At 58.3% G+C, this 22837-nt stretch carries 21 protein-coding genes; 10 read left to right on the forward strand and 11 right to left on the reverse strand.

Annotation, left to right across the window (positions count from 1 at the left end):
* The first annotated feature begins 63 nt into the window (after positions 1-63).
* From MUN82_RS12040 to MUN82_RS12050, 3 genes are all read left to right on the forward strand, one after another.
* Positions 64-1563 carry an SDR family oxidoreductase gene (locus MUN82_RS12040; RefSeq protein WP_245090637.1) on the forward strand — a complete coding sequence of 500 codons (1500 nt, stop codon included), beginning with the start codon at positions 64-66 and terminating at the stop codon, positions 1561-1563.
* A 339-nt stretch (positions 1564-1902) separates the two neighbouring features.
* On the forward strand, positions 1903-3783 hold the full coding sequence (locus MUN82_RS12045; RefSeq protein ID WP_245090640.1) for a prolipoprotein diacylglyceryl transferase: 1881 nt from the start codon (positions 1903-1905) through the stop codon (positions 3781-3783).
* 178 nt (positions 3784-3961) lie between these two features.
* The gene (locus MUN82_RS12050; RefSeq protein ID WP_245090642.1) at positions 3962-5080 is read left to right on the forward strand and encodes a mechanosensitive ion channel family protein; all 1119 of its coding nucleotides are present in this window, start codon (positions 3962-3964) and stop codon (positions 5078-5080) included.
* Positions 5081-5223: 143 nt separating this feature from the next.
* Here MUN82_RS12050 and MUN82_RS12055 read toward each other — a convergent pair whose 3' ends face one another.
* The 3 genes from MUN82_RS12055 to MUN82_RS12065 all read right to left on the reverse strand — a co-directional run bounded on the left by MUN82_RS12055 (position 5224) and on the right by MUN82_RS12065 (position 8804).
* Complete coding sequence (locus MUN82_RS12055) at positions 5224-5493, reverse strand: hypothetical protein (RefSeq protein ID WP_245090644.1); 270 nt, start codon at positions 5491-5493, stop codon at positions 5224-5226.
* A gap of 44 nt (positions 5494-5537) precedes the next feature.
* A complete protein-coding gene (locus MUN82_RS12060) occupies positions 5538-6176 on the reverse strand; it encodes a sce7726 family protein (RefSeq protein ID WP_245090646.1) in 639 nt (212 codons plus the stop codon).
* A gap of 93 nt (positions 6177-6269) precedes the next feature.
* Positions 6270-8804, reverse strand: coding sequence for a type IA DNA topoisomerase (locus MUN82_RS12065; RefSeq protein ID WP_245090648.1), 2535 nt, complete (start codon positions 8802-8804; stop codon positions 6270-6272).
* 237 nt (positions 8805-9041) lie between these two features.
* On the opposite strand from MUN82_RS12065, the gene MUN82_RS12070 reads away from it, so the two are divergent.
* From MUN82_RS12070 to MUN82_RS12085, 4 genes are all read left to right on the forward strand, one after another.
* Positions 9042-9539, forward strand: a complete 498-nt coding sequence (locus MUN82_RS12070) for a glycine-rich domain-containing protein (protein WP_245090650.1) — start codon at positions 9042-9044, stop codon at positions 9537-9539.
* Entirely contained in the window at positions 9536-10366 is an 831-nt protein-coding gene (locus MUN82_RS12075; RefSeq protein WP_245090652.1) for a hypothetical protein, read from the forward strand. The genes MUN82_RS12070 and MUN82_RS12075 overlap by 4 nt, the downstream gene beginning before the upstream one ends.
* 121 nt (positions 10367-10487) lie before the next feature.
* Positions 10488-11108: an alpha/beta hydrolase gene (locus MUN82_RS12080; RefSeq protein ID WP_245090654.1), complete on the forward strand. Its 621-nt coding sequence runs from the start codon at positions 10488-10490 to the stop codon at positions 11106-11108.
* Between the two features lie 84 nt (positions 11109-11192).
* Entirely contained in the window at positions 11193-12128 is a 936-nt protein-coding gene (locus MUN82_RS12085) for a ring-cleaving dioxygenase (protein WP_245090656.1), read from the forward strand.
* Positions 12129-12211: 83 nt separating this feature from the next.
* Here the strand turns inward: MUN82_RS12085 and MUN82_RS12090 are convergent, their stop codons facing one another.
* Together MUN82_RS12090 and MUN82_RS12095 are read right to left on the reverse strand one after the other, a co-directional pair.
* Positions 12212-12493, reverse strand: a complete 282-nt coding sequence (locus tag MUN82_RS12090) for a hypothetical protein (protein WP_245090659.1) — start codon at positions 12491-12493, stop codon at positions 12212-12214.
* Between the two features lie 154 nt (positions 12494-12647).
* Positions 12648-13019 carry an SPW repeat domain-containing protein gene (locus tag MUN82_RS12095; RefSeq protein ID WP_245090661.1) on the reverse strand — a complete coding sequence of 124 codons (372 nt, stop codon included), beginning with the start codon at positions 13017-13019 and terminating at the stop codon, positions 12648-12650.
* Positions 13020-13349: 330 nt separating this feature from the next.
* Between MUN82_RS12095 and allE the strand changes: the two genes are divergently transcribed.
* A complete protein-coding gene (gene allE, locus MUN82_RS12100; protein WP_245090663.1) occupies positions 13350-14096 on the forward strand; it encodes a (S)-ureidoglycine aminohydrolase in 747 nt (248 codons plus the stop codon).
* 61 nt (positions 14097-14157) lie between these two features.
* Here the strand turns inward: allE and MUN82_RS12105 are convergent, their stop codons facing one another.
* The 3 genes from MUN82_RS12105 to MUN82_RS12115 form a co-directional block, all read right to left on the reverse strand.
* Positions 14158-15102 carry an NADP-dependent oxidoreductase gene (locus MUN82_RS12105; RefSeq protein ID WP_245090665.1) on the reverse strand — a complete coding sequence of 315 codons (945 nt, stop codon included), beginning with the start codon at positions 15100-15102 and terminating at the stop codon, positions 14158-14160.
* Positions 15103-15648: 546 nt separating this feature from the next.
* Positions 15649-17046: a HAMP domain-containing sensor histidine kinase gene (locus tag MUN82_RS12110; RefSeq protein ID WP_245090666.1), complete on the reverse strand. Its 1398-nt coding sequence runs from the start codon at positions 17044-17046 to the stop codon at positions 15649-15651.
* Between the two features lie 187 nt (positions 17047-17233).
* Positions 17234-17914, reverse strand: coding sequence for a response regulator (locus MUN82_RS12115; RefSeq protein ID WP_245090668.1), 681 nt, complete (start codon positions 17912-17914; stop codon positions 17234-17236).
* A 73-nt stretch (positions 17915-17987) separates the two neighbouring features.
* On the opposite strand from MUN82_RS12115, the gene MUN82_RS12120 reads away from it, so the two are divergent.
* Entirely contained in the window at positions 17988-18416 is a 429-nt protein-coding gene (locus tag MUN82_RS12120; protein ID WP_245090670.1) for a BLUF domain-containing protein, read from the forward strand.
* A 3-nt stretch (positions 18417-18419) separates the two neighbouring features.
* On the opposite strand, the gene MUN82_RS12125 is transcribed toward MUN82_RS12120, so the two are convergent.
* Both MUN82_RS12125 and MUN82_RS12130 read right to left on the reverse strand, forming a co-directional pair.
* Positions 18420-18977, reverse strand: a complete 558-nt coding sequence (locus tag MUN82_RS12125) for an RNA polymerase sigma factor (protein WP_245090673.1) — start codon at positions 18975-18977, stop codon at positions 18420-18422.
* 111 nt (positions 18978-19088) lie between these two features.
* The gene (locus tag MUN82_RS12130; protein ID WP_245090675.1) at positions 19089-19514 is read right to left on the reverse strand and encodes an STAS/SEC14 domain-containing protein; all 426 of its coding nucleotides are present in this window, start codon (positions 19512-19514) and stop codon (positions 19089-19091) included.
* 388 nt (positions 19515-19902) lie between these two features.
* Between MUN82_RS12130 and MUN82_RS12135 the strand changes: the two genes are divergently transcribed.
* Positions 19903-20277: a 4-fold beta flower protein gene (locus MUN82_RS12135; RefSeq protein ID WP_245090687.1), complete on the forward strand. Its 375-nt coding sequence runs from the start codon at positions 19903-19905 to the stop codon at positions 20275-20277.
* A gap of 18 nt (positions 20278-20295) precedes the next feature.
* Here MUN82_RS12135 and MUN82_RS12140 read toward each other — a convergent pair whose 3' ends face one another.
* Positions 20296-22773 carry a glutaminase family protein gene (locus MUN82_RS12140; protein WP_245090690.1) on the reverse strand — a complete coding sequence of 826 codons (2478 nt, stop codon included), beginning with the start codon at positions 22771-22773 and terminating at the stop codon, positions 20296-20298.
* Between the last annotated feature and the right edge of the window lie 64 nt (positions 22774-22837).

Genomic DNA, 22837 nt, shown 5'->3' on the forward strand with positions numbered 1-22837 from the left:
TTTTACACCAAACTAACTATTTGGCAATTCGTTAGTTCAGTGTCATCCTTTCTGATTCCGCCCATGAAAATTCTTCTCACTGGTGCCACCGGCTACATTGGTCAACGGCTGCTACCCCTGCTGGTGGATGCGGGTCACGAGGTAGTGTGCCTGGTGCGCGACCCGCGCCGCTTTGTCCTCCCTGAGTCGTTGAAAGACCAAGTGGAAGTGGCCGCCGGCGACCTGCTCCAGCCTGATTCGCTCACGGAGTTACCCCTCGATATCGACGCGGCCTACTACCTGGTGCACTCCATGAGCGGGCACGACGCCAATTTTTTCCGAGCCGAGCAGCAGTCGGCCCAGCACTTTGTGGGCTACCTCAACCGCACCACGGCCCGGCAGGTTATCTACCTCTCGGGCATTGCCAACGACCGGGCCCTGAGCACGCATCTTCGTTCGCGTAGGGCGGTGGAGAAAGCCCTGAAACGCGCCTGCACGGCCCAGCTTACGGTGCTGCGGGCCAGCATTATCATCGGGTCGGGGTCGGCTTCGTTTGAGATTATCCGCGACCTGGTAGAGAAACTGCCCGTGATGATAACGCCCCGCTGGCTTCAGTCGCGCTGCCAGCCGCTGGGCGTGCGCGACGTGATATTCTACCTCACGGCGGTGCTGGACAACCCGGCCTGCCTGGGCCGCTCGTTTGACGTAGGCGGCCCCGACGTGCTGACGTACCGCGACATGCTGCTGGGCCTGGCCCGCGTGCGGGGCTACCGGCGGCTGGTATTCACGGTGCCCGTGCTCACGCCGCGGCTGTCGTCGTGGTGGTTGTATCTAGTCACCAGCACTACGTTTTCGCTGGCTCAAAGCCTGGTGGAGAGCCTGCGCAACGATACGGTGGTAGACCCCAAGCGCAGCATTGCCGACGCCGTACCGCACACCTGCATGAACTATGAGGAGTCGTTGCGGCTGGCCTTCCAGCGCATTGAGCAGAACGAAGTGGTGAGCAGCTGGAGCGATGCGCTGAGCAGCGGCGTGATGGAACGGCACTTCATGGACCACATCCAGCTGCCCCAGTACGGTGTGCTGCGCGACTGCCAGGAGCTGCGTTTCCGGCGCGACCCGGAGGAAGTACGCCAAAACGTTTGGCGCATTGGCGGTGACCGAGGCTGGTACAAGGTAGACTGGCTGTGGCGCCTACGCGGCCTGCTCGATAAGCTGGTGGGTGGCGTGGGCCTGCGCCGCGGCCGCCGCTCCCCCACCAACCTGCGCGCCGGCGACCCGCTGGACTTCTGGCGGGTGCTGGTGGCCGACCGCCGGGCGCGGCGCCTGCTGCTCTACGCCGAGATGAAGCTCCCCGGCGAAGCGTGGCTTCAGTTCCGCATCCTCCCCCACGACGACGGCACGCACACCCTGGAGCAGCTGGCAGTGTTCCGGCCGCGGGGGTTGGCCGGGCGCCTGTATTGGTACGCGCTGGTGCCCTTTCACTTTATCATCTTCAAGGGCATGATTGAAAACATTGTGCAGTACGGCGATACTGCACCGGCCACGCAGCCTACCCCGCGCCTGCTGCCGCAGCCGGGCTAGATCGGCACCAAGCAAAGAAAAGCTTAATGTCCTTTCATTTGCTTACAACGCCTTGTATTACAATTTACTACGCAGCCAGATCAGCTTTTTTAAAAGTCTGATCTGGCTGCTTCTTCGTGTGGGGATGCGCTACCTAGCCGGTAGCTTTACTCCTGTTACCTTCCTATCCACTATCGGGTTAGCTTGTGTTGCGGCCAGCACCCACGCGGGGCCCCGCTCATTCTTACGCACGATGCAGAAGCGCCCCGGCGGGCAACCGTCCGGGGCGCCGTTATTTTCTGCTGTTGCCGCATCGGGTTGGTAGCCGGCTTACTGCATTCTCTCTTATCCTATATACTTATGCCTCCCTACCCGCTGCCGGCCCCGGTGTTGCCCTCCCCACACGGGCACACCTATTATATGTTGTTCTATATCCTGGCTTTTGCGCTAGGGCAGTTGCTGCTGCTATGGGCCGGTTACCGACGCGGCTATGCTTGGCGGCCGTGGCTGGTGCTGCTGGCGGCCTCTACGCTGGCTTTCATCTTAGGCACCAAGCTCATAGCCCTACCCCTGACCGATTGGCCAGCCATCCTGACGGGGCAGCCCTGGCCTACCGACCCTGCTCGCTCGGTGCTGGGTGGCGCCGTGGCGGGTACGCTGGCCCTACTGGTGCTACGCCGCTGGCTGGGTTTTTCCTGGCACGTGTTTGATGTGTTTGCCCTACCCATGTGCCTCACGCTGGCGGTACAGGGGGTAGGATGCCTACTCACGGGCTGCTGCTTCGGTGAGCTGGCCGAAGCCGGTCCCGCCATCCGCTACGCCCCCGACACCCTCCCCTACCTCTGGCAGCTGCACCGGGGGCAGCTGCCAGCCGATGCTGTCGCCTCGCTGCCGGTGGTGCCTACTCAGTTGTATTCCCTGTTGCTGTACGTGGGGATAGGCGTGGTGCTGCTGGCTACGCGGCGGCGCGTGTGGCCAGGTGGTAGTCGCTACATGTTGTATCTGGGCTTGGTATTGGCAGGGCGCTTCGTACTCGAATGCTGGCGCGACCCCGCCGGCGAGCAGGTGGGCAGCGCTACGCTAGTGCTAGCGGGGGTGGCCCTCAAGCAAGTGCAGTGGGTGCTGTTACCGATGGCGCTGGTAGCCTTGGGCTGGTGGGCCCTCCGTGCGAGGCAAACCGACGATGTAGCTCCTACCCCGCCAACCGTGCGGCCTTTGCGAAACCTGCTGACAGTAGCGGGGCTGCTACTGCTTACGGCATTGCTAGGCCCCGGCGCACTTACCTCCCCAGAGCTGCTGGCCGTGAAGGCCACGTTGTTTTCTGTAGTGGGGCTGGAGGCCGTTTGCCTGCTGAGAGGGTATCAGTCCCGCGTGGCCTACCTGCCGCTGGCATTGGTACTGCTGATTGGTATGCTCACCAGCCAGAAAGCCGCCCCCGACAGCACGCGGCAACAGTATTTCACGTTCAGCCCTGCATTCATGCAGGGCAGGTACGACCAGGATTTGCAGGACGCAGCCAGCTCAGGAGGCTGTTCTGGTGGTAGCAGTCCAGCCATCCGACGTGCCTATTACCACCGCTACCAGGTAGCCGGCGGCGGCATTTCGTATACCGATGTCGATAACCCGGATGGCAACCGACGCCTGTTTGGTGCCGAAGTGTTGGCCGGCACCGAGCGCATTGGGTTTCGCGAGTTACCCTTAAATGGTTCTTTTCTGACCTCCGGTGAAACCGACCATGCTCAAAAGTCCCTATTTGATTTGCACATGTTTGCCGAGCGTGACCGGGTGCTGAGCAGATCTGGCAAGCTAGGTGTGGGGTTCCGCTTTGGCCTGCACGCGGGCAACCTAGGTTACCGAGCCGACGATGCCCGCGACGTAACCTTCAAAGAACGAAGGATGCTTCTGGCTCCCGACCTGATGCTCTGGCTTGGGCGGCGCGACATCTTATTTGTGCAGGCAGACATGGGACGCGGCGTTAATGGCTTGGGTACCATCGGTAGCACCGTTAGCCTGGGTTCGGGATTTGGCCAGACCCGCGGCAGCTTTGCGCAAGGCGGCGTAGCGTTCAATGAAAGCGGTCTGGGTATCACCCAAAAGACTACGCTCTTTGTGAGCGGCAATGTGCGCCTGGGTGGCAGCGGCCTGTGGGTAGAGCCCTATGCGGCCACCAACTTTGGCCGGACGCAGCGGCTTAGCCTCCGCCTGCACTACCGACTACCCATGCAGGGAAGCAGCCGCTAAATCGAGGTTTTTGCCAACCCCTACCCATGGCCCTGCGTACGTTGGGGCTATACCTAGCGGGAGTACCGCTGTGGCAAGGACCCTATTGGCACGTTGCCATCCCTCCCTCTCCGCTCTGCTTTCTGCCTTCCATTGCCGAAGCCCCACCCGCGGCCCCGCGTTCTAAAACGGCTTTTTGATGCAACATTTTCAAATCCTTCTGGATACCCTACCCGCCTGGCTCGGCAATGTGCTACTCGCCGCGGGTGCCATTGCGGCCGGCTTATTGCTGCGCTGGCTGCTCACCAAGACCCTGCGCTACTACCGCAGCTTTTCGGATAGCTTTCTGGTGAATGCGCTTATCCGGCGTCTGCAGCACCCCCTCAACTTCTTCATTCCGGTTTTAATCCTGGTTCTGATTCTGCCCCTGATGACGCTGGAACCGCCCGCTCACCGCACGGCCACGCGCCTACTGGGTATTCTGGCCACGGCGGGCTTTGCCTGGGTGCTCATCCGGCTGGTGTACGTGGGCGAAGAATTTGTGTACCACAGCTACGACCTCACGAAGGACAACAACATCAAGGAGCGCAAAATCCGGACGCAGCTCCAGTTTATTCGTCGGCTGGCCGTTATTGGTATTGGGTTGCTAGCCGTGGCGGCCATTCTGCTTAGCTTCGATAGTGTGCGCCGCATTGGTGCAGGTCTGCTAACGGGGGTAGGAGTTGGCGGTATCATCGTCGGTTTTGCGGCCCAACGGTCGTTGGCCAACCTGCTGGCCGGCTTCCAGATTGCTTTCACCCAACCCATTCGCATTGATGATGTGCTAGTGGTAGAGGGAGAGTGGGGCCGGGTAGAGGAAATCACGCTCACCTACGTGGTGCTTCAGATATGGGACCAGCGCCGCCTGATTCTGCCTATCAACTACTTCATCGAGAAGCCTTTCCAAAACTGGACGCGCATCTCGGCCGAGATTTTGGGCACAGTGTTTATTTACGCCGATTACACATTACCCGTACCGGCCCTGCGCGAAGAGCTCACGCGCCTGCTGGAATCCAGCCCGCTCTGGGACCGGCGCGTGAACGCGCTGCAAGTCACCGACTCCAAGGAACACACCCTCGAAATCAGGGCTTTGATGAGCGCCCGCAACTCCTCCCAGGCCTTCGATCTGCGGTGTTTTATACGCGAAAGCCTAGTGCAGTTCATCCGCGAAAACTACCCGGAGGCCCTACCCCGCACCCGCGCCGAGGTGTCGTACACCGACCAGGGCCTACTGGGCCGTCGCCCCGATTTCTTACCAACTACCGCCAATCAGCGGTAGCAGGCTGCTTCACTCTATTTTGTCATCCTGAGCTTGCGAAGGACCTCCTCACCGCAGAACGAGTCGTTGTCACGATGGTCGTTCTGTGGTGAGGAGGTCCTTCGCAAGTTCAGGATGACGATATTGATCTATTCGCTTATTCCCTACCCTCCTGCTTGCAGTAATAGCAGCATAGCTACCACCACGGCCACATAAATGCCCAGCGCCAGCCATTCGGCGCGGTTCTTAAAATCGTACGGGAACAGGGTACGGGCGCGCTGCTGTACCCAGTAGGAAGCCAGGAAGCCAAAGGCCGTTAGCCCCAACCCTAGCCCCTGCGGAATCACCTGCCGGAACATCAGTAGTAAGGCCACTAAGGGCAGCAACCCGATGAGGTAGCCCAGCAAACGAGCGGCAAAAAGCGAATTGGGCATGATAGGGGAAGAATTGTTCTAGTTTGAAAAAGGAGAACGTTCGGCTACGGTAAGCCGCGGGGCCGCTTGCGCCGTTTGATGCGCTTGATGGTTTTTCGCCAGGGCTCCCTAGGCGGCTGCGACTCGCGCAAAGCTTTGCGCTCGGCCCGCTTTTGCGTGCGGACGGGTAGGCGGGCTGTGAGCCGCTCGCGCGTGTAGCGCGCCCAGTGCGACACCGGAATGTTGTGCGCATGGCGCATGATGTGCAGCACCTCGCGCCGTTGCATGGTGCTCACGCCCCGCAGCCCGCGTGCCAGCATAAACTGCCGCAGCTCATCCACCATCAGCAGGCCACCCAGGGCTGTGCGCTCCACGGCCGAGTTGTAGCCCGCGGCCCGGTGCGTGATGAGGCCTTCGGATGTGGCTACCATAACGCCCACCCATTCCGGCAGCAAGGGCATCAGCCGGGGCACGTGCCTTTCAGTCACCACAAACGTTACGAAATCGTAGACCCGCATGTAATGCCCCAGCTGGTTGATGACCCGCTGCATGGTGTCGCCGGCGCCTTTAATTTCGTAGCAGTGCATAAACTGCTCGGTCACATGCACAATGTCGGCCCGGCTGCCGCCAGTGGGCAATTCTTCAATATACACGCCTTCGGTGAACAGCGGATACAGCAGAGCACGGATGGCAGGATCATTCATTAGAAAAGCAAAAAGTTAGTTGCCGTAATGTACTAAACAGAATTATTCGGGTTGCAACGCACCACTTTTATACGGCAGGCGTGGTCCGTGCTCCTACCCTTTTTCAAATACAGGCTCTATCCTACCCTCAGCGTTGAGCTGCAACGCCGCCGCGTACCGCTCGCCGGTCCGGCTCGACACAAACCCGCGAATCACGCCGGTTTTGCCTTTGCGCAGCAACTGGTTCATCTGCACGTCGCTGAGCTTTTTGCCCCCCCATTCAAACGGCGCCCGAAACTGGCAATCCTCGCGGAAGCGTGAGCAACCCCAGGCGGCGTTTCCGCGCAGCATAGTGCCCAACTTGCACACGGGGCACGGAATCTGGCCGGGGTCGGTGGGGGTAGTGGGCTTACTTTCGGCAGCGCGCACCAGCTCTAGCTGGTACTGAGGCGTAAGTCGTACAGCCGCGTCAAACTTCTGCCCGTCATCATCCAGGTAGCCTTTGATAACGGGTGTGCGGCCTTTGGAAAGTAACACGCTTACCTGCTTGTCGGTGAGCTTCTTACCAGCAAACTCAGTTGGTATACGAAACTGGCAGTTCTCGCGGAAGCGTGAGCACCCAAACGCCGCTTTGCCGCGCAGGATACCGCCCGTCTGGCACTTCGGGCACGGGCCGAGGCCGATGGTTGGCTGTTGGCTGCTAGCTGTTGATTGCTGACTTCTTGCCGACGGCTGGCTTCCTCCGGAGGCTGGGGTGGTAGGGTCGGCTATGAGTCGGCGCGAGCCGTCGTGCTTCACCTCATGCACCACCTCGCGCACCAGGTTTTTCAGCTCGTCCAGGAAATGGTCGGGTTGCAGGTCGCCGCCCTCAATCTGGCGCAGCTTCTTCTCCCATTGCCCGGTCAGCTCCGCCGATTTCAGAGTAGGATTCCGAATCAGACCAATCAGCTCGACGCCGGTGGGCGTGGGCACAATGCGCTTCTTCTCGCGCCGAATGTAGCCGCGCTTAAACAGCGTTTCGATGATATTGGCGCGGGTACTAGGCCGGCCGATGCCGTTTTCCTTCATCGCCTGGCGCAACTCGTCGTCGTCGATGTTGCGGCCAGCGGTTTCCATGCCGCGCAACAACATGGCCTCGGTGTACTCGCGCGGAGGCTGAGTCATTTTCTGGTCGAGGCGTGGCTTGTGCGGCCCGCTCTCGTCCTTCACGAAGTTGGGCAGCACGGTGCTCACTACATCGTCGCTGTCGGCTTCGCCGGGTGCTTTGGGGGCGCTGGGCGCCTGCTGCTTTTCCGGGTCGCCGTACACCACGCGCCAGCCGGGGTTCAGAATCTGCCTACCCCGCACCCGGAAAGGGTAGCCTGCCGCCTCGGCCGTTACGGTGGTATTCGACACCTCGCAGTCGGGGTAGAACGCGGCTAGAAAGCGACGCACGATGATGTCATATACGCTGTGCTCCTGGCTGCCCAAGCCACCGGCGCTGGCCCCGGTCGGGATGATAGCGTGGTGGTCCGTCACCTTCTGGTTGTTGAACACCTTGGTGCTCTTGCGAATTTTGGCTGCCAGCAGCGGCTGCGTAAGGCTGTGGTAGGCACCCAAGCCTTTCAGAATACCAGCAATTTTGGGGTACTGGTCGTCGGGTAGGAACGTGGTATCCACGCGTGGGTAGCTCACTACCTTTTTCTCGTAGAGGCTCTGCACGGTGCGTAGCGTGTCCTCGGCCGAAAGACCCAATTGGTTGTTGCACTGCACCTGCAACGAGGTCAGGTCAAACAGCGCGGGCGGCGACTCGTAGCCTTTCTTGATTTCGACGCCCGTGATGGTCAGTGGCACGCCCGTAACGGCGGCCATGGCCGTGTTGGCTTCCTCCTCGCTCACAAAATAGCCGCGGGCTTTCAGGCGGGCCTTTTCGTCGGGCTCGTCGTCCTCGGCTTTGCCTTTTTTGGGCGGCGCCACGTGGCTGAACATGGTGCCGCGGTACTCCGTGCGCAGCACCCAGTACGGCTCGGGCCGGAAGTTCTGAATCTCGTGGTAGCGGTCGACCAGCAGGGCCAGGGTAGGCGTTTGCACGCGGCCCAGGCTGAGTACCTGCCCACGGCCGGGCGCATATTTCAGCGTGAACAAGCGGGTAGCGTTCAAGCCCAGCAGCCAGTCGCCCACGGCGCGGCTCTTGCCAGCCTGGTAAAGGCGGTCGAACTCTGCACCGTCGCGCAGGTTGGCAAAACCTTGGCGGATAGCCTCTTCCGTGAGTGAGGAAATCCAGAGGCGCTTGAAGGGCTTGCGGTACTTGGCCTCGGTCAGCACCCAGCGCTGGATCACCTCCCCTTCCTGCCCGGCGTCGCCGCAATTAATCACCTCCTCGGCTACATCGAGCAGCTTCTTAATCACGTTGAATTGCCGCACCACGCCATCGTCGCGGCGCATGAGTTTGATACCGAAGTTGTCGGGCATCATGGGCAGGTCGTGGATGCTCCAGCGCTTCCACTCGGGGCGGTAGTCCTCGGGTTCCTTGAGTTGGCAGAAGTGTCCAAACGTCCAAGTGACCTGGTAGCCGTTACCCTCGTAGTAGCCATCCATCTTGCGGTTGGCGCCTAGTACGTTGGCAATTTCGCGGGCCACACTGGGCTTCTCGGCAATACAAACCTTCATCGTCAATTTTGCAGATGTTGCTGAGGTAATTTCAGCGAATAATCAACAAAGATACGGCGCAGAAAGGTCGATTATGCAGTTGGGCTTTCCCGAAAGGCCCTATACACCTGGGCTAGCGGCCGCTTCTGCCTGCCAGGCAACGCGTTGCGCAATACGCTCCCGTTAGTGGCTTGCAACTTTGGAAAGACTCGCAACTTGCGTAGCTTTCCAACGAGTATTCTACTATTAATTTTCTACGTGACAGCTATTCTACAAAATGACCTTTGGCAACGCATTCAGCATTTTGAATTAGACGATCCAACTGCTTCTTTTTCCTTTACAGACCGTTTAGCGCGTGAAAATGGCTGGTCGTTGGAGTTTGCCGTGCGGGCTGTATCAGAATATAAAAAATTCATGTTTCTGCTGTGTGTGGCGTCGCACCCTCTCACCCCTTCCGACCAGGTAGACCAGGTATGGCATCTGCACCTACTTTATACCCGGTCCTACTGGGAGGATTTCTGCGGGCATACCCTTGGCCGCGCCATTCATCACGGCCCTACCAAAGGCGGCACCCACGAGCAAGCCAAGTTTGACGACTGGTACGCCCGCACCAAGGAACTGTACCACGCCACTTTCGGCACCCTACCCCCACCCAACTTGTGGCCTGATAGTGAGACGCGCTTCCGCGACGTCAATTTCCGCCGCGTGAACCTGGATGCGTATTGGCTGCTACCCAAGCCCCGCCGGCGCTCATGATACATTTGCTACCCAACTGCTCGCCCGCTGAGTTGTTGTTTCTGCTGCACCGACCAGAAGCCACTGCACGTAGGCCTCGTATTCCGCAACGGCGCAAGCTCTTACGCGTTACGTTTCTGGATTTGCTTCGTCAGCAGGTATTGCAACTGAAACCGCTCCTCACGCGGCCTCACCCACGCGACCCCGCTTCTCAACATCTCTACGTGATGGCGGGAATTATGCTACCCACTTATGTGCCGCTACCCCATGAACGCATATTTGTGCAAGCACTTCAGCGCGATACGACGCTCTGTATACCCTTTCGCCAGTTCGTAAAAATGGTAATAGAGTTACTGCCTAGCCCGGCAGCTTATCATCGGCAGATTCTACAAAACCCGAACACAGGACGTTTTTTCCACCATGAGGCGTGGTGGCGACGTATTTTTTCCTGTTGGACGTTGACTAGTGAAGGGAAGATAATGCGAGATGAATTGCAGAATCAAATCAACAGAATAGACTTACAGCTGTATGAAGCCGCCAAAAACGACATATCGCAAGCTCAACACTTGATGCGGGAGATAGGCGGCTTCCTGTTCGTGCTCCCTACCTACGCTTCCGAGATTGGGCGGGAGATAGATCGGGAGATTCAGGCGACACAGTTGCCACCGGATACGTTCGCAAATTTTGGCGGGGCTGACTTGTCCTGGCACGACTGCGCCGACAGCTTCGATAGCCACTGCGGGCACGCCGACGCCGACGGCGGCCACGGTTGCGACGGTGACAGTGGCTGCTCTGGCTGTGGTGGCGACGGCGGCTGTTCGGGCTGCGGGGGCTGCGGCGGAGATTAAGCTTTGTTATTCATAGTCTGAATGAAGCATACTATCGCCTTAAAGTAAGGGTAGGACGATACGGGCACGTTTTTCAGTGCTAGCGGCAGAGTTTTTTGCTTGTACTTTTTATCTTGGCCGCATGCATCAAGAACCTATTCGCACGGCGGGACAACCGCTGGGCACCGCTACCAAGGCCCTGATTATGCTGCACGGCCGGGGCGGCAGCGCTGCCGATATCCTGTCGCTGGGCCGCCACTTGTCCGTTGGCACCTATGCCCTACTTGCTCCGCAGGCCACGCAATACACATGGTATCCGCAGTCTTTTCTAGCCCCTACCACACAGAATGAGCCCTGGCTTTCTGCCGCCCTGGCTGCCGTAGACCGTGCAGTAGCAGAGGCGGTAGATAACGGCCTCAGCCCGGAGCAAATCTATTTTCTGGGCTTTTCGCAGGGTGCCTGCCTTACCCTGGAGTATGTAGCCCGCCACGCCAAACGCTACGGCGGGGTGGTAGCCTTCACGGGTGGGTTGATTGGCGACAAAGTGAATCCTGCTACCTACACGGGCGACTTTGGCGGCACACCCGTGTTCATCGGCAGCAGCGACCCTGATTTTCACGTGCCCGTAGAGCGCGTGCGCGCCTCCACAGCGCTACTCACCCAGTTGGGTGCCCACGTCACGGAGAAAATCTACCCCAACATGGGCCACACTATTACGCAGGAAGAAATAGACCTAGCCAACAAGCTAATATTCAACAAGTAGGATATTAACCCAGGCTTCAGCCCTAGGGCCAAGGCAAACAAATTGCACCTTTTCTAGTCTTCTGACTATAAAAAACACTTTTCCATGGAACCACGCATCCTCGGCCTGCACCACGTGACGGCAATTGCGGGCAACGCCCGGCGCAACTACGACTTCTACACTAATGTACTGGGTCTGCGCTTCGTGAAGAAAACTGTCAATTTCGACGACCCCGGCACCTACCACTTCTACTTCGGCGACGAAACCGGCTCAGCGGGTACCATTCTCACGTTTTTTCCCTGGGAACACATCACGCAGGGCCGGCGCGGCACCGGCCAGGCCACGGAGGTAGGCTACTCCGTGCCTGCGGGCAGCTTCGATTTCTGGATAAAGCGCTTTGAGCAATACGGTGTTACGTACAACAAACCCAGTGAGAAGTTCGGCGAACCGTACCTTACCTTCTTGGACCCCGACGGCCTGAAGCTGGAGTTGATTGTGTCGAAAACGGAAGATGCGCGCACGCCTTGGACCACTGCCGAGGTAGGCGCTGAGGTAGCCACCAAGGGCTTCCACACTGTCACACTCACGCTGGCCAGCATCAAAGCCACGGCCGACATCCTAACGGAAGTCTTTGGCTATACACTGCTGGAAAGCCACGTAAACCGCCACCGCTACATGACCGACACCGTGCAGGGCGCCGCCTACATTGACTTGGTAGAAGCACCCGGCGAGGCACGCAGCGTAACGGCCGGCGGCTCGGTACACCATATTGCCTTCCGTGTGAAAGACGATGAGGCCGAGCTATACTTCCGCAAAAAGTTGCTTGAGAGAGGCTTGCAGCCTACCCCACAAATTGACCGCGACTACTTCCACTCCGTGTATTTCCGCGAGCCGGGCGGCGTGCTCTTCGAAATTGCCACCGAAAATCCTGGCTTCACTGTAGATGAGCCTCTGGCCGAACTCGGCACCCACCTGATGCTACCCAAGCAGCACGAGCACCTGCGCGCCCGCCTCGAAACTCACCTACCCCCCATAGGGTAACACTGAGCGGCGGCCACTACGCAAGCACAAAAAAAGGCGCTTTCCATTATGGAAAGCGCCTTTTTTTGTGCAGAAAGTACGAGTTACAGCTTATCCTGCTCAGGCTTGGGCAGTACTTGCTTGTGGTCGTCGCCGTTGAGGTAGTCTTCGTCGCCTTTGGCGGCGCTGTGCAGATGCAGCGGCGCAGCACCCATCTCAGCGCTTTCCCCCTGATCAGTTTTCAGTTGGTAGCTGCCATTGTTTACGAGGCCGGTAGTGCCGTCGCCACGCTCCTCACTGGTTACCTGCTGGCTGTCCTGGTCTATGCGGATGGTAGGGTTGGCGGGCGTGCTGTTGTTATCGGCGGTTTGCGGTTCTTGGTCCATGAGAGTAAGGCTATCAGCTGAAGCTCAGCTGGTGATACTGGAAGAAATAACGCAGGCTATCTATTCGTAGCCACGTGCAGGCCAGTAGCCGGCTTGCTTTCCTGCTATACGCACGACTACGCCCACGGTTCTTTTCTCCAGCCGCTGCGGGCTGTTACTCCTCGTCGTGCAGCATTTCGGCCGGCTGCGACAAGGTTCCTGCCATGATGCCAAAGGCTCCTAGGAGCAGAAAAGAATTACGGGCTGCTTTGTTTTTAGCAAAGCCAAACAACCAGGGCGAGCTGGCCGCCAAGACGCCCACTGCCACGTCTAGCACCAAATGTGTCTTAAAAGGAAGCTTCTTGAATAGGCCCCACTCTGCCCGCGTGAACAAGCTAGAGGCAAGGATGTTGCCTGCCAGCACACGCGTTAGGGTTGTGGCAGTTTCTTCCTCCTCGAAGCCAGCGAGTTTTGGGAGCGCGAGGGCCAGGGGAATGTAGCTGTAGTCGGTGAAGCCGTGCTGACGGCGGGAAATAGGCTTTTGCATGATGTGGTGATGAGTGAGGTACTAGATTGAGTCTGCCAGCGCCGATGTATTGGGTTGTATGCTTATGGCTGTTAAGCCATAGCGCTACATACTCGCCAGCTGGTATTTTCTAGTCTTACGGCACATTTGCGGCGGCTGCCGCGTGCAGGCCGTATAATCCGTATTTACCACGGTAGCTGTTTACCCAGCTGCTCCCTACCCTCTGTATTTTCACGGAGTAGGCTACCCTGCTTTGGTGACAGGCACTGCGCCTACTTCCATTCCTCCCACGTTACTTGCCCGGTGCGAACCATTTTGGTGTGCCCTGTTGGCCTCTTGCTTTCCTACCCTATGCAACTTCCTGCTTTCACGCGCTCTGTGGTGGCGCGCACCCACGCCATTCTTACCCCCAACGGCTTCAGCAATAGCAATGTGCCCAACTGGACTGGCTGCACCGTCAACGTACTAGTGAATGAGCGCCTGGGAGCCGGTTTTGGTCAGATGCTGATTACAGCCCGCGAAAACGGCCAGGTAGCAGGCCGCACTACAGCAGCGCAGATTTTCTTCTACGTGGTGCGGGGCGAATGCCAGGTGGCTGTGGGCGGTACTGTGCGGCTATTGAAAACCGGTCAGTTTGTGTATGTACCTATAGAGCAGGAGTACCTGTTCGATCGTTTCGATGCAGGTACGCAGCTGCTCACCTTTCATAAAAAGTACGAGCCGCTGGCCGGCCACTTGGCGCCCGAGGTACTATTTGGCGAACAGGACGAAAACGAAGCCCGCCCCCACATGAGCGACGAAGGGCTGCGCATACAAGAACTGCTACCGCAAGACCCCGCCTTTGATATGGCCGTGAACATCTTCACCTACGACCCCGGCGCCTTTCTGCCGACGGTAGAAACGCACAGCACTGAGCACGGTTTGCTTTATCTGCAAGGCCAGGCCATTTGCCTGCTCAACCAGCAGTACTACCCCGTGCAGCAAGGCGATGCCATCTGGATGGCACCTCACTGCCCGCAATGGGTAACTTCGATTGGTAAAGAACCTTCCGTGTATATCTACTACAAAAACGTAAACCGCTTCCCGACAGTGGTATAACTCACTATCAGAAAGCGGTTTTATGCATGAGATAGGGATGCAGCGTGGTGCGCCTCTACCTCTACTCTACTGTCAGCACGATCTTTCCTTTCGACTCACCTTGCTCGCCGTATTCTTGCGCGGCGCGGGTTTCGGCCAGCGAAAACGTGCGGTCGATGATTGGGTGAATAGTGCCGGCTTTCAGCCAAGCTGAAATGAGGGCCATATCGGAACCACTATTTTTAGCCATAAAGGCCGCTTGCTTTTTGCTCGAAAAGGCCGCCGCTACCGCTCCCGCGGCTATTGCTTTGGGGTCGGGGGTGGTGGTTACGTAGCGGCCGTTGTTGCGCAGGCAGGCCTTGCTTTCCGAGAAGGAGCTTTTGCCAGCCGCATCAAACACCACATCATAGCGGCTGCGGTCTTTCGTAAAGTCGCGCTCTTTGTAGTTGTATACCTGCGAGGCGCCCAGGCTGCGCACCAGCTCCACATTGCTGGGGCCACAGGTACCTACCACCTCGCCGGCACCCAGTGCCCAGGCCAATTGCACGGCCATGGCCCCTACCCCACCCGAGGCTCCGTTGATGAGCACCCGGTCGCCGGATAGCAGGGAGGCGTGGTCGCGCAGGCCCTGCAGGGCCGTGACGGTTACCAGCGCCACTGCCGCAGCTTGCTCGAAGCTTAGATTATCGGGAATGAAAGCGGTTTCCACCTCTTCCAGCACTGCATACTCGGCGTTGGCGCCACCCAAACCGGCCACCATGCCATAGACCCGGTTGCCGGGCGCAAACCGCACTACATCGCTGCCCACGGCGACTACTTCGCCAGCTACGTCGCGGCCCGTTAGCTTCGGAAACAAGGGGCTCATGATCAGCTTCATGTCGCCTTTCCTGATTTTCCAATCCACAGGGTTGACGCTGCTGGCCCGCACACGCACTAAAATCTGGTTGGCTTTGGGTTTCGGCGTAGGCTGCTCGCCGTATTGGAGCACGCTGGCGGGGCCGTACTCGTTGAAATATATCGCTTTCATCAGAAGTAAATTACGTGGTAAATACTTCCTGATGGATACGCACGGGGCCTACCGCAAAGTTGTCGGCCAGAAAGTATTGACGAATATCTTATACCAAAAAGCCACCGTATCAGTGTTGATACGATGGCTCTGGTAGCCGTCGGCATTCTCCCCTCCAAGGTAGCCGACAGCAAAACGGGTATGGCCTGTGTGGCGCAGTTCGCAAGGGCCTTCGTCGGTGTCAGCTTGGGCATGCCTACCCTTTGGGAGCTGCCTGCTGACCTTTCGAGGCCACGTGCGAAGTATATATCTCTATACTAATGCTGTTTTTAATAACTCTCCGTGTGCCGCCGTTTGCGACATCCATTTGGTACTGGCAACGCAGTTACACGAATTATTATGCTACAAGAATACAGCGAGGCAATTAAGAGGGAGTTAAAAGAGAATTAAAAAGAAATTAAATCGGCCGATACCTATTTAAATTACTGATTGTAAGTTATTTATATTTTGATACTCTATGGTGGTGCTGTAGAATATCCAGCTAGCGAATCGAAACAGCGCCCATTTTTAACTCACGGGCAAAATTAGCTCTACTTCGGTGCCTTCGTGCAGACGGCTGCGCACTTGGATACTGCCCCCGTGCAACTCCATAATTTTGGCCGTGAGTGGTAGCCCAATGCCGTGCCCAGGCACCGTACGCACGTTCTCGGCCCTGAAAAACGGTACGAACACCTGCTGCTGATCTTCCAGGGTCATGCCTACCCCTTGGTCGCGCACCAGCAGGCGTATGGCGTGGGGGGTGGTCAGCAACGTGGCCACAATAGGCTGCGGGGGGTCGGTAGAAAACTTGCAGGCGTTTTCGAGCACGTTAAGCACCGCCGACAACAGCAGCGCCTCGTTGCCGCGCACCACAAACGGGTCGGTGGGTTGGCTGGCATCGGCTTCGCTGAATTCCAGGTCGACGCGGTGGGTAGGGTGGCGCCGCCTGATTTCCTCGTGGGCCTGTAGCAGCAGCTCGTCGAGGTGTATCTGGGTAAGGGGCACCTGTGAGGGGTCGTCGGAGGCGCGCGCAATTTGCAGCAACCCGTTGGCGAGGTCCTTCAGCAGGCGGGCCGCATCGAGGGTGCTGCGCAGCACCCGGTGATACTCAGCGGGCGTACGCTCTTCTTGCATCAGAGCCACTTCCAGCTCCCCAATAAGGGCCGTGAGGGGCGTGCGCAGCTCGTGAGACGCATCGCGCACGAAGGTGCGCTGGCCGGCAAACGCCGTTTCGAGGCGGTCGAGTAGGCTGTTGAAGCGTTGCGCCAAGTGCGACACCTCGTCTTGACCGTTGGTTTCGGAGAGGCGCTGGTGCAGGTCGGAAGCCGTGATACTATCTACCTCGTTTACGATGCGCTTCATAGGCCGCAGGGCCTGACCAGAAAAAAACCAGCCCCCTACCCCCACAATCACAAACGAGACCAGCAGACCCACTAGCAGAATCAGCCGCAGGTTGCCCAATTCCCGCTCGCTATCCATATCTACGGAAGACGCTATTACTACGAATGTACCGCGCTGCGCATCGCGGTAGCGCAGTGCCACCGTTTGATGATAGGCAGCATCATGCCGAACGCTCCAGCCCAGGCGGCGCGCCTCGGCTAGCAGCCTTCCTGGTGAAGCCTTGGTGCGCAGGACACCCTCATAAAAAACGATAGAATCCTGGCTGTTATACACCCGTGCTTCTTCCTGGGGCAACGTACGATAGAACTGGCGCAGATAGCGCCTGTACGATACCCGGCTCGCATCGGCGCGGTTCGTACCATCCAGATACACGTGCCCTACAATCTGGGCGCGCCCGAGCAGACTCTCGGTGAACAGCGTCCGCCGGGCCTGGTAGGTGAACGCATAAATCACCAGCGAAAAGATCAGCAGCGTGCAGCCCACAATCAGCCCGAACTGCAACGCCAACCGAAGACGAATAGACATGGTTTTGGTGTGATGATGTGCTGGGGCGGTGATTGTTGATGCGGTAATGACCCGTGACGCTGCGTTTGCGACGTACTTCCCACGCTGGCACGAGTCGTTGTTGTGCCTGTTGTTCTTACCTCATAAGGTCCTTCGCAAGCGCAGCATCACGGGTCATCACCGCTTCAACAATCACTGCCTCAGCCTATTATTCTTCCTTCATAATATAGCCCATACCTACCAGGGTGTGGATGAGCTTGGGGGTGAAGTCGCGGTCGATTTTCTTGCGCAGGAAGTTGATATACACATCAATGACGTTGGAGCCGGTGTCGAAGCTGGTTTCCCATACCTGCTCCAAAATATCTACCCGCGACACCACCCTACCCTTGTTGCGCAGCAAAAACTCCAGAAGGGCAAACTCGCGGGCAGTGAGCTGAATCGATTGTCCGGCCCGCTGCACCAGCTTGGTCACGGGGTCGAGGGTGAGGTCAGCGAGGTGCAGCACCACGCCAACTGCGCCGGGGGCTTCCTGGTAGCGCCGCGTGAGGGCCCGAATGCGGGCCAGCAGCTCCTGAAAGGCAAAAGGCTTCACCAGATAGTCATCGGCGCCGGCATCGAGGCCACGGATTTTATCGTCAGTTTCGCCCAGGGCCGTCAGCATCAGAATAGGCACCGAGGAGTGGCTTTCGCGAATGCGGCGGCACACTTCTATCCCGCTCAGGCCGGGCAACAGGTTGTCCAGAATCACCAGATCATAGCCATTCACCAGCGCCAGGCGCAGGCCCAGCAGGCCATCGGAGGCAATATCAACGGCGTGTGTTTGCTCGGTGAGGCCTTTATGCAGGAAGGCCGCTACTTTGGGTTCATCTTCTACCAGCAATATTTTCATAAGCAATGATACGCAGCCAAAACCGGATGAGAAATCTATTTTTCTACCTTTGGCTTGATCCTACCCTCCGTTCATGCACCATTTGATCTACATGAGTACAGCCGTGCAGCCGCTAAGCGATGCAGAGCTAAGCACGCTGTTAAGCCAGTCCCGTCGTCGCAATCAACTGGGCAATATCACGGGGGCACTGGTGTACGGCGACGGACGCTTCATGCAGATTATAGAAGGCGATAAAGCAGCGTTGGATGAGCTCTACGCCCGCTTGCTAACCGATGAGCGCCACATAGGCCTAGTGAAACTGGCCGATAAAGAGGTAGCCGAGCGCAGCTTTGCCGACTGGTCGATGGCTTTCCGGCCCTTATCTGACGAAGAGTTTCTGAGCCTAGAAGGCTACGTTCAACCCACCCGCTTGAATTTGCAGCCGCTCAATATGAGCGCCGCCGATGCCCTGCTGCTGCAAATGATGCGTAGCTTTATTATGCATCCTCCGGCCGCCGGGTAGCCCCTACCCCTCCGTGCCGCGCAGGCGCCGTGCCAGAACACCAAGCGCGGCGCGGGCGCGCGATTTCACAGTACCCAGCGGCTCGCCCAGTGCCTCGGCAGCCTCCTGCTGCGTGTAGCCCTGGAAATACAGCATATCCAACAGCTGCTGTGCTGCCGGCGACAGGTCCCGAATCAGCTCCCGCACGCCTACGTGCTCGGGGTGGAAGGCGGTGGCCACGAGCTGTTGTGCTGCTGGTAGCCGGTCGGGTAGTGCGGTAGTGCACTCGGCGCCACGGGCACGCAAGGCACGCAGCTCGTCGATGGCCTTATTGCGGCAGATGTTGAGCGCCCAGGTAGAGAGTCGTCCCCGCGTAGGGCTGTAGCTTGGGAAGGCGTGCCAGATCTTCAGCATGCTTTCCTGCAACACGTCCTCGGCCAGGTGGGCATGCTTCACAATCCGCAGAATAACGCCGTAGAGCATGGCGCTGTACTGGTCGTAGAACAGCAGCATGGCGGCTTCATCGCGCTGGTATAGGCGCTGTACTAAGGCAGCCTCCACGGACGTCGGTTCAGAAATCATACAGGCTTCGGCAGTAGAGGCAGACATTGTAGCAGAACAGAGCCGTGCAGACCAACTACTACCCGCACTGAGGTGGTGGGGTTGCCCGTGCAGAGGCGGCAGAGAGGGTGATTAATCGGGTTGGTGCATGAGCCAGGCTGCGGCCGCTGTTTCTTCCTCAAACGTCTGGTAATTCATGGCTTGCTGCTGGGCTTTGTTGGTGAGCTGGCTGGTGGTGAGGCGGGCAGCGGCCTGCTGCGGCAGCACAATAGCCCCGTGCCGATAGCCGGCTTCGTGCATGGCGTGTGGTAGCCATTCCTGCAACATCCAGTTCAGTTCTTCTTCGTTCAGCGGCTGCATAACCTGCTGGATGGCCAGCACCTTGCTCCACTTGTGCCGTACCAAGGCCCGTGCCACATGATTCAGCAGCGCCCGAAAAGTTGCGGTATCCCGCTCATTTGCGCTCCATTTCAAGTATAAATACCGACCAGCAGCATTTTCCAGAATACGGCCCGCGGCATTTTCGAAATATATAGGAAGCAAAGAGGCACTACTCATGGGGAGGGAATCGGGTAAATAGCAGTTTGCCGTTACGACGAATCAGCCAGCAGAGTTGTGCGCAAGGTGGAGCTACAACCGCAAAAACAAACGATTACAGGCTAGTTTACCTGCTTGCCTCTTCCCCCTACCCACCTTTGCCAGCCGTGTTTGGTTTATAGAATAATTTTAATATGCCTCTTCCTGACACCTTATGTGCTGGCCCAAAAAGCACCCTCACACGCAGCTGCTCTGCTGAATCCTGTTTGCAATACTTTAACATATTGCAAATCAAATAATTAAAACAAATTACTACTTCTCTTAATGCAAAACGCAATCCGATGAACCATCGGATTGCGTTTATCTATTCGACTTTATTTTATCACTATTTTAGTTTTGTCTCTGCGCCATGATTTCGCTTTATGACACCACCGGGCAACCCGTTGTGTACGTTGATCCGGCTTGCCAGGGGTTATATGATGCTAAGGGTCGTCTGCTGGCCTGGTTCGAAGAAGACTTCCTGTATGCTGCTAATGGCCGCTACCTGGGCTGGCTGCACCAAGGCTGGGTGTATGACCGCAACGGCAATCCTGCCCTGTTTATGAGTAACGCCATCGGTGGCCCGCGCCGGCCAGCCGTAGACACGTCGCAGCCGACACCGTGCTACTGGCTGAACCGTGCCGCGCCACGCCGCACTGCCACTCGCCGCAAAGCGCGTCCGGCACGCCGCCGTCGGGCAACGGATTGGTCTACCCTATCGGGGCCGGCCTACTTTGCGCAGTAAGCCGGCCCCGCTAGCGCTCTACTTCTTCGTTAGCTTATCCGACAGCATCTTGATAAAGTAGCCGCCCACCACCGAGCGGGCCTGAAAGCCGACTTTACGTGCATCGGTCGTTTCGTGCCAGTCGTTGAGGGGCACCCGGTCGGGCGTATCGTTGGCAAATTGCCACACGGGTGCTACCAGTGCTTTAAACTCTGCATCACTATCGGAAAGGGTAGCCGTCCACATAATCCAGTCCGATTTGGTGTAGGTCTTGCGGCTGTCCAGGGGTAAGCCATAGCGCTGCTGGTGCTTGAGGTAGAAAGCCAATTCTTGCTGGGCCACCTCCTTCGGAAATACATTCAGGTCTAGCACTTTGTCCCACACCAAGTTGTATTTCTGACTCCAGGAGCCGGCGGGCTTATCAAAGGTGAGAGCGTAATGGTCGCCGTCGCGGGCCATGGTTTGCCAGCGCTTGGCCATGTCGCGGGCCAAGGCCATGTACTCGTCGGCGGTTTTCTTATCGCCGAGTTGCTGGGCCATCTGGCCGTAGCAAGCAATGCCCATAATGGCCTTCACCGAGAGGTTGGTGTTGCGGGCCAGGTGACCGGCAAAGTCATCGGTGCTGAGCTGATTGGCCGGGTCGAATCCGTCACGCTTCAGGAATCCTACCCACTTGGTGAGGGTAGGCCAATGCGCGCGGGCAAAGTCAGGCTTGCCATCCATCTTCACGGCGGCAGCGGTCAGAATCAGCATGTTGCCGGCTTCTTCCACGGGCATATCCTCGCCGTAGGTCTGGCCGTTGGCCAAGGGGTAAGTGCCAATATCGTGCGCCGGAAAGTCCTTTTTCCACCGGCCCGACTCGCTATAGTCGAAGATGAAACGCAGTAGTCCTTTGGCAAGCTCATTATTATAGAGCAGGAACATAGGTGCCGAGGGGTAGGTCACGTCCACAGTGCCGATAGAGCCGTTGGAGAAATTCTCTTTCGACAGAAAGAACACCTCCCCTTTCGGGCCGGCTACAATCTTGTGGGCGGCAATGGCTTGCCGATACGCCAGTTGGCAGAGGTCAGCGTACTCTTTACCGCCGGCGGCCTGCGCATCGGCGTACAGCTTCTGATCAAACTCCGTGCTCTTGCGGCGCAAGCGAGTGTACTCCTTCTCAGCTGTTTGCAAGGCCTTCGCCATGGTCATGGCTGGGTCGCGGCGCCACCAGCCGCGCAGGTTCTGCCCAAAGTACTGCACAGAATACAGGTCGTCGTAGCCCAGCAGCACGTGCTGCTCTGTGGGCTTGGTCACGCGGCCCATGTCCAGCACCGTGGCCACGGCCACACGCTGGGCTGCCCCGGTTTGTGGCTTGCTGGCCGCCGCAAGCTTGCCCGATTGCGCAAAGGCGCTCTGCAAGGCCGAGGGGGTACCGCTGGTCGTTTGTGCACTTTTGGGCGCGGCCAAGTAGGCGTAGCCCCAGTCAATGCGGACGTTGTCGCCGGCCTGGCCTAGCACGGGTTGTGCCGTGGTACCCACTGCCTGCCAGGTTAGGGTAGCGTCGTTGCCAGCCTGGGTTTGCACATTTTGATAGGGCGTGTTGGCGGCGGTGGTGCCGGCTTCGGTGAGCAGTACCTGCACGGTGTGAGGCTTGCCATCGGTAGCGGCAGCGCCCAACGTGATGTAGCTCACCGGTCGGGCCACAGTTTCCAGCTCATCCAGCAGCAGCGGCGACAAGAAATTAGCCGTGAGCCGCACCGGGCCAGCCTCAAAGGTGTAGTTGGTTTGCGTAGCCGTGAGCGTCACGCCCGTTTGGCGGGCGGCAGGTATGCGCTGCTGAGGCAGCTCTACATATAGCCCAGCGTCCAGATGCTCGCCCCCCTGCGGACTCACGCAGTGCATGGCCAGCACGTTTTCGCCGGTGCGCAGGGCTTTGCGGGCCGCTTCGGGCACGGCAAAGTGTTCGTATTTGCCGTTGTATTCGCCCTGCTTGGTCAGCAGCACACCGTTCAGATATACTTCCACATCATCGTCGTGCCAGAGCAGCAGCGTGAGCTTGCCCGTGGGCAGTGGCGCGGGCACCGATACGGTGCGGCGCACCCAGATGTCACCTTCCGTCCAGTTGGTACCTTTCAGGCTGCGGTTGTCGGTGAAGGGCGCGGGGCCGGTTTTCCAGCTGCTAGCGGCGGCAAAGGTTGGTTTTTCCCAGCCTTCGGCGGGCTTCGTGAAGGTGTAACGCGCCTCGTAGGGCTTTTCCTGCGCCGTCGGAATCACGGCGCGATATTCGGGCGCGGCTTTGCCTAGGAACTGATAGGTTTTGCCATCCACCCGCACCAGGCCTTCCAGGGTCTGCGGCTCACCGGTCCAGTGGCGGGTAGGCGCGGCCGTCAGCGTATCATTGAAGGACCAGATACTGAAATAGGGGTCGTGGGTGATGAGGGGGTAGGCGGGCGGGCGCAGGCTTTGGGCCAGCAGGCTGCCGATACTGAGCCAACTGCTCCCCAGCACTAAGATAATCCGGGAAATACGCATCATACAGATAGAAAGAAGGTTAGGTAAGGTATTAGTTGTGAGGTGTGAATTGCCAGTTGAAAATCGG

The sequence above is a fragment of the Hymenobacter aerilatus genome (assembly GCF_022921095.1).
GTDB lineage: Bacteria > Bacteroidota > Bacteroidia > Cytophagales > Hymenobacteraceae > Hymenobacter > Hymenobacter aerilatus.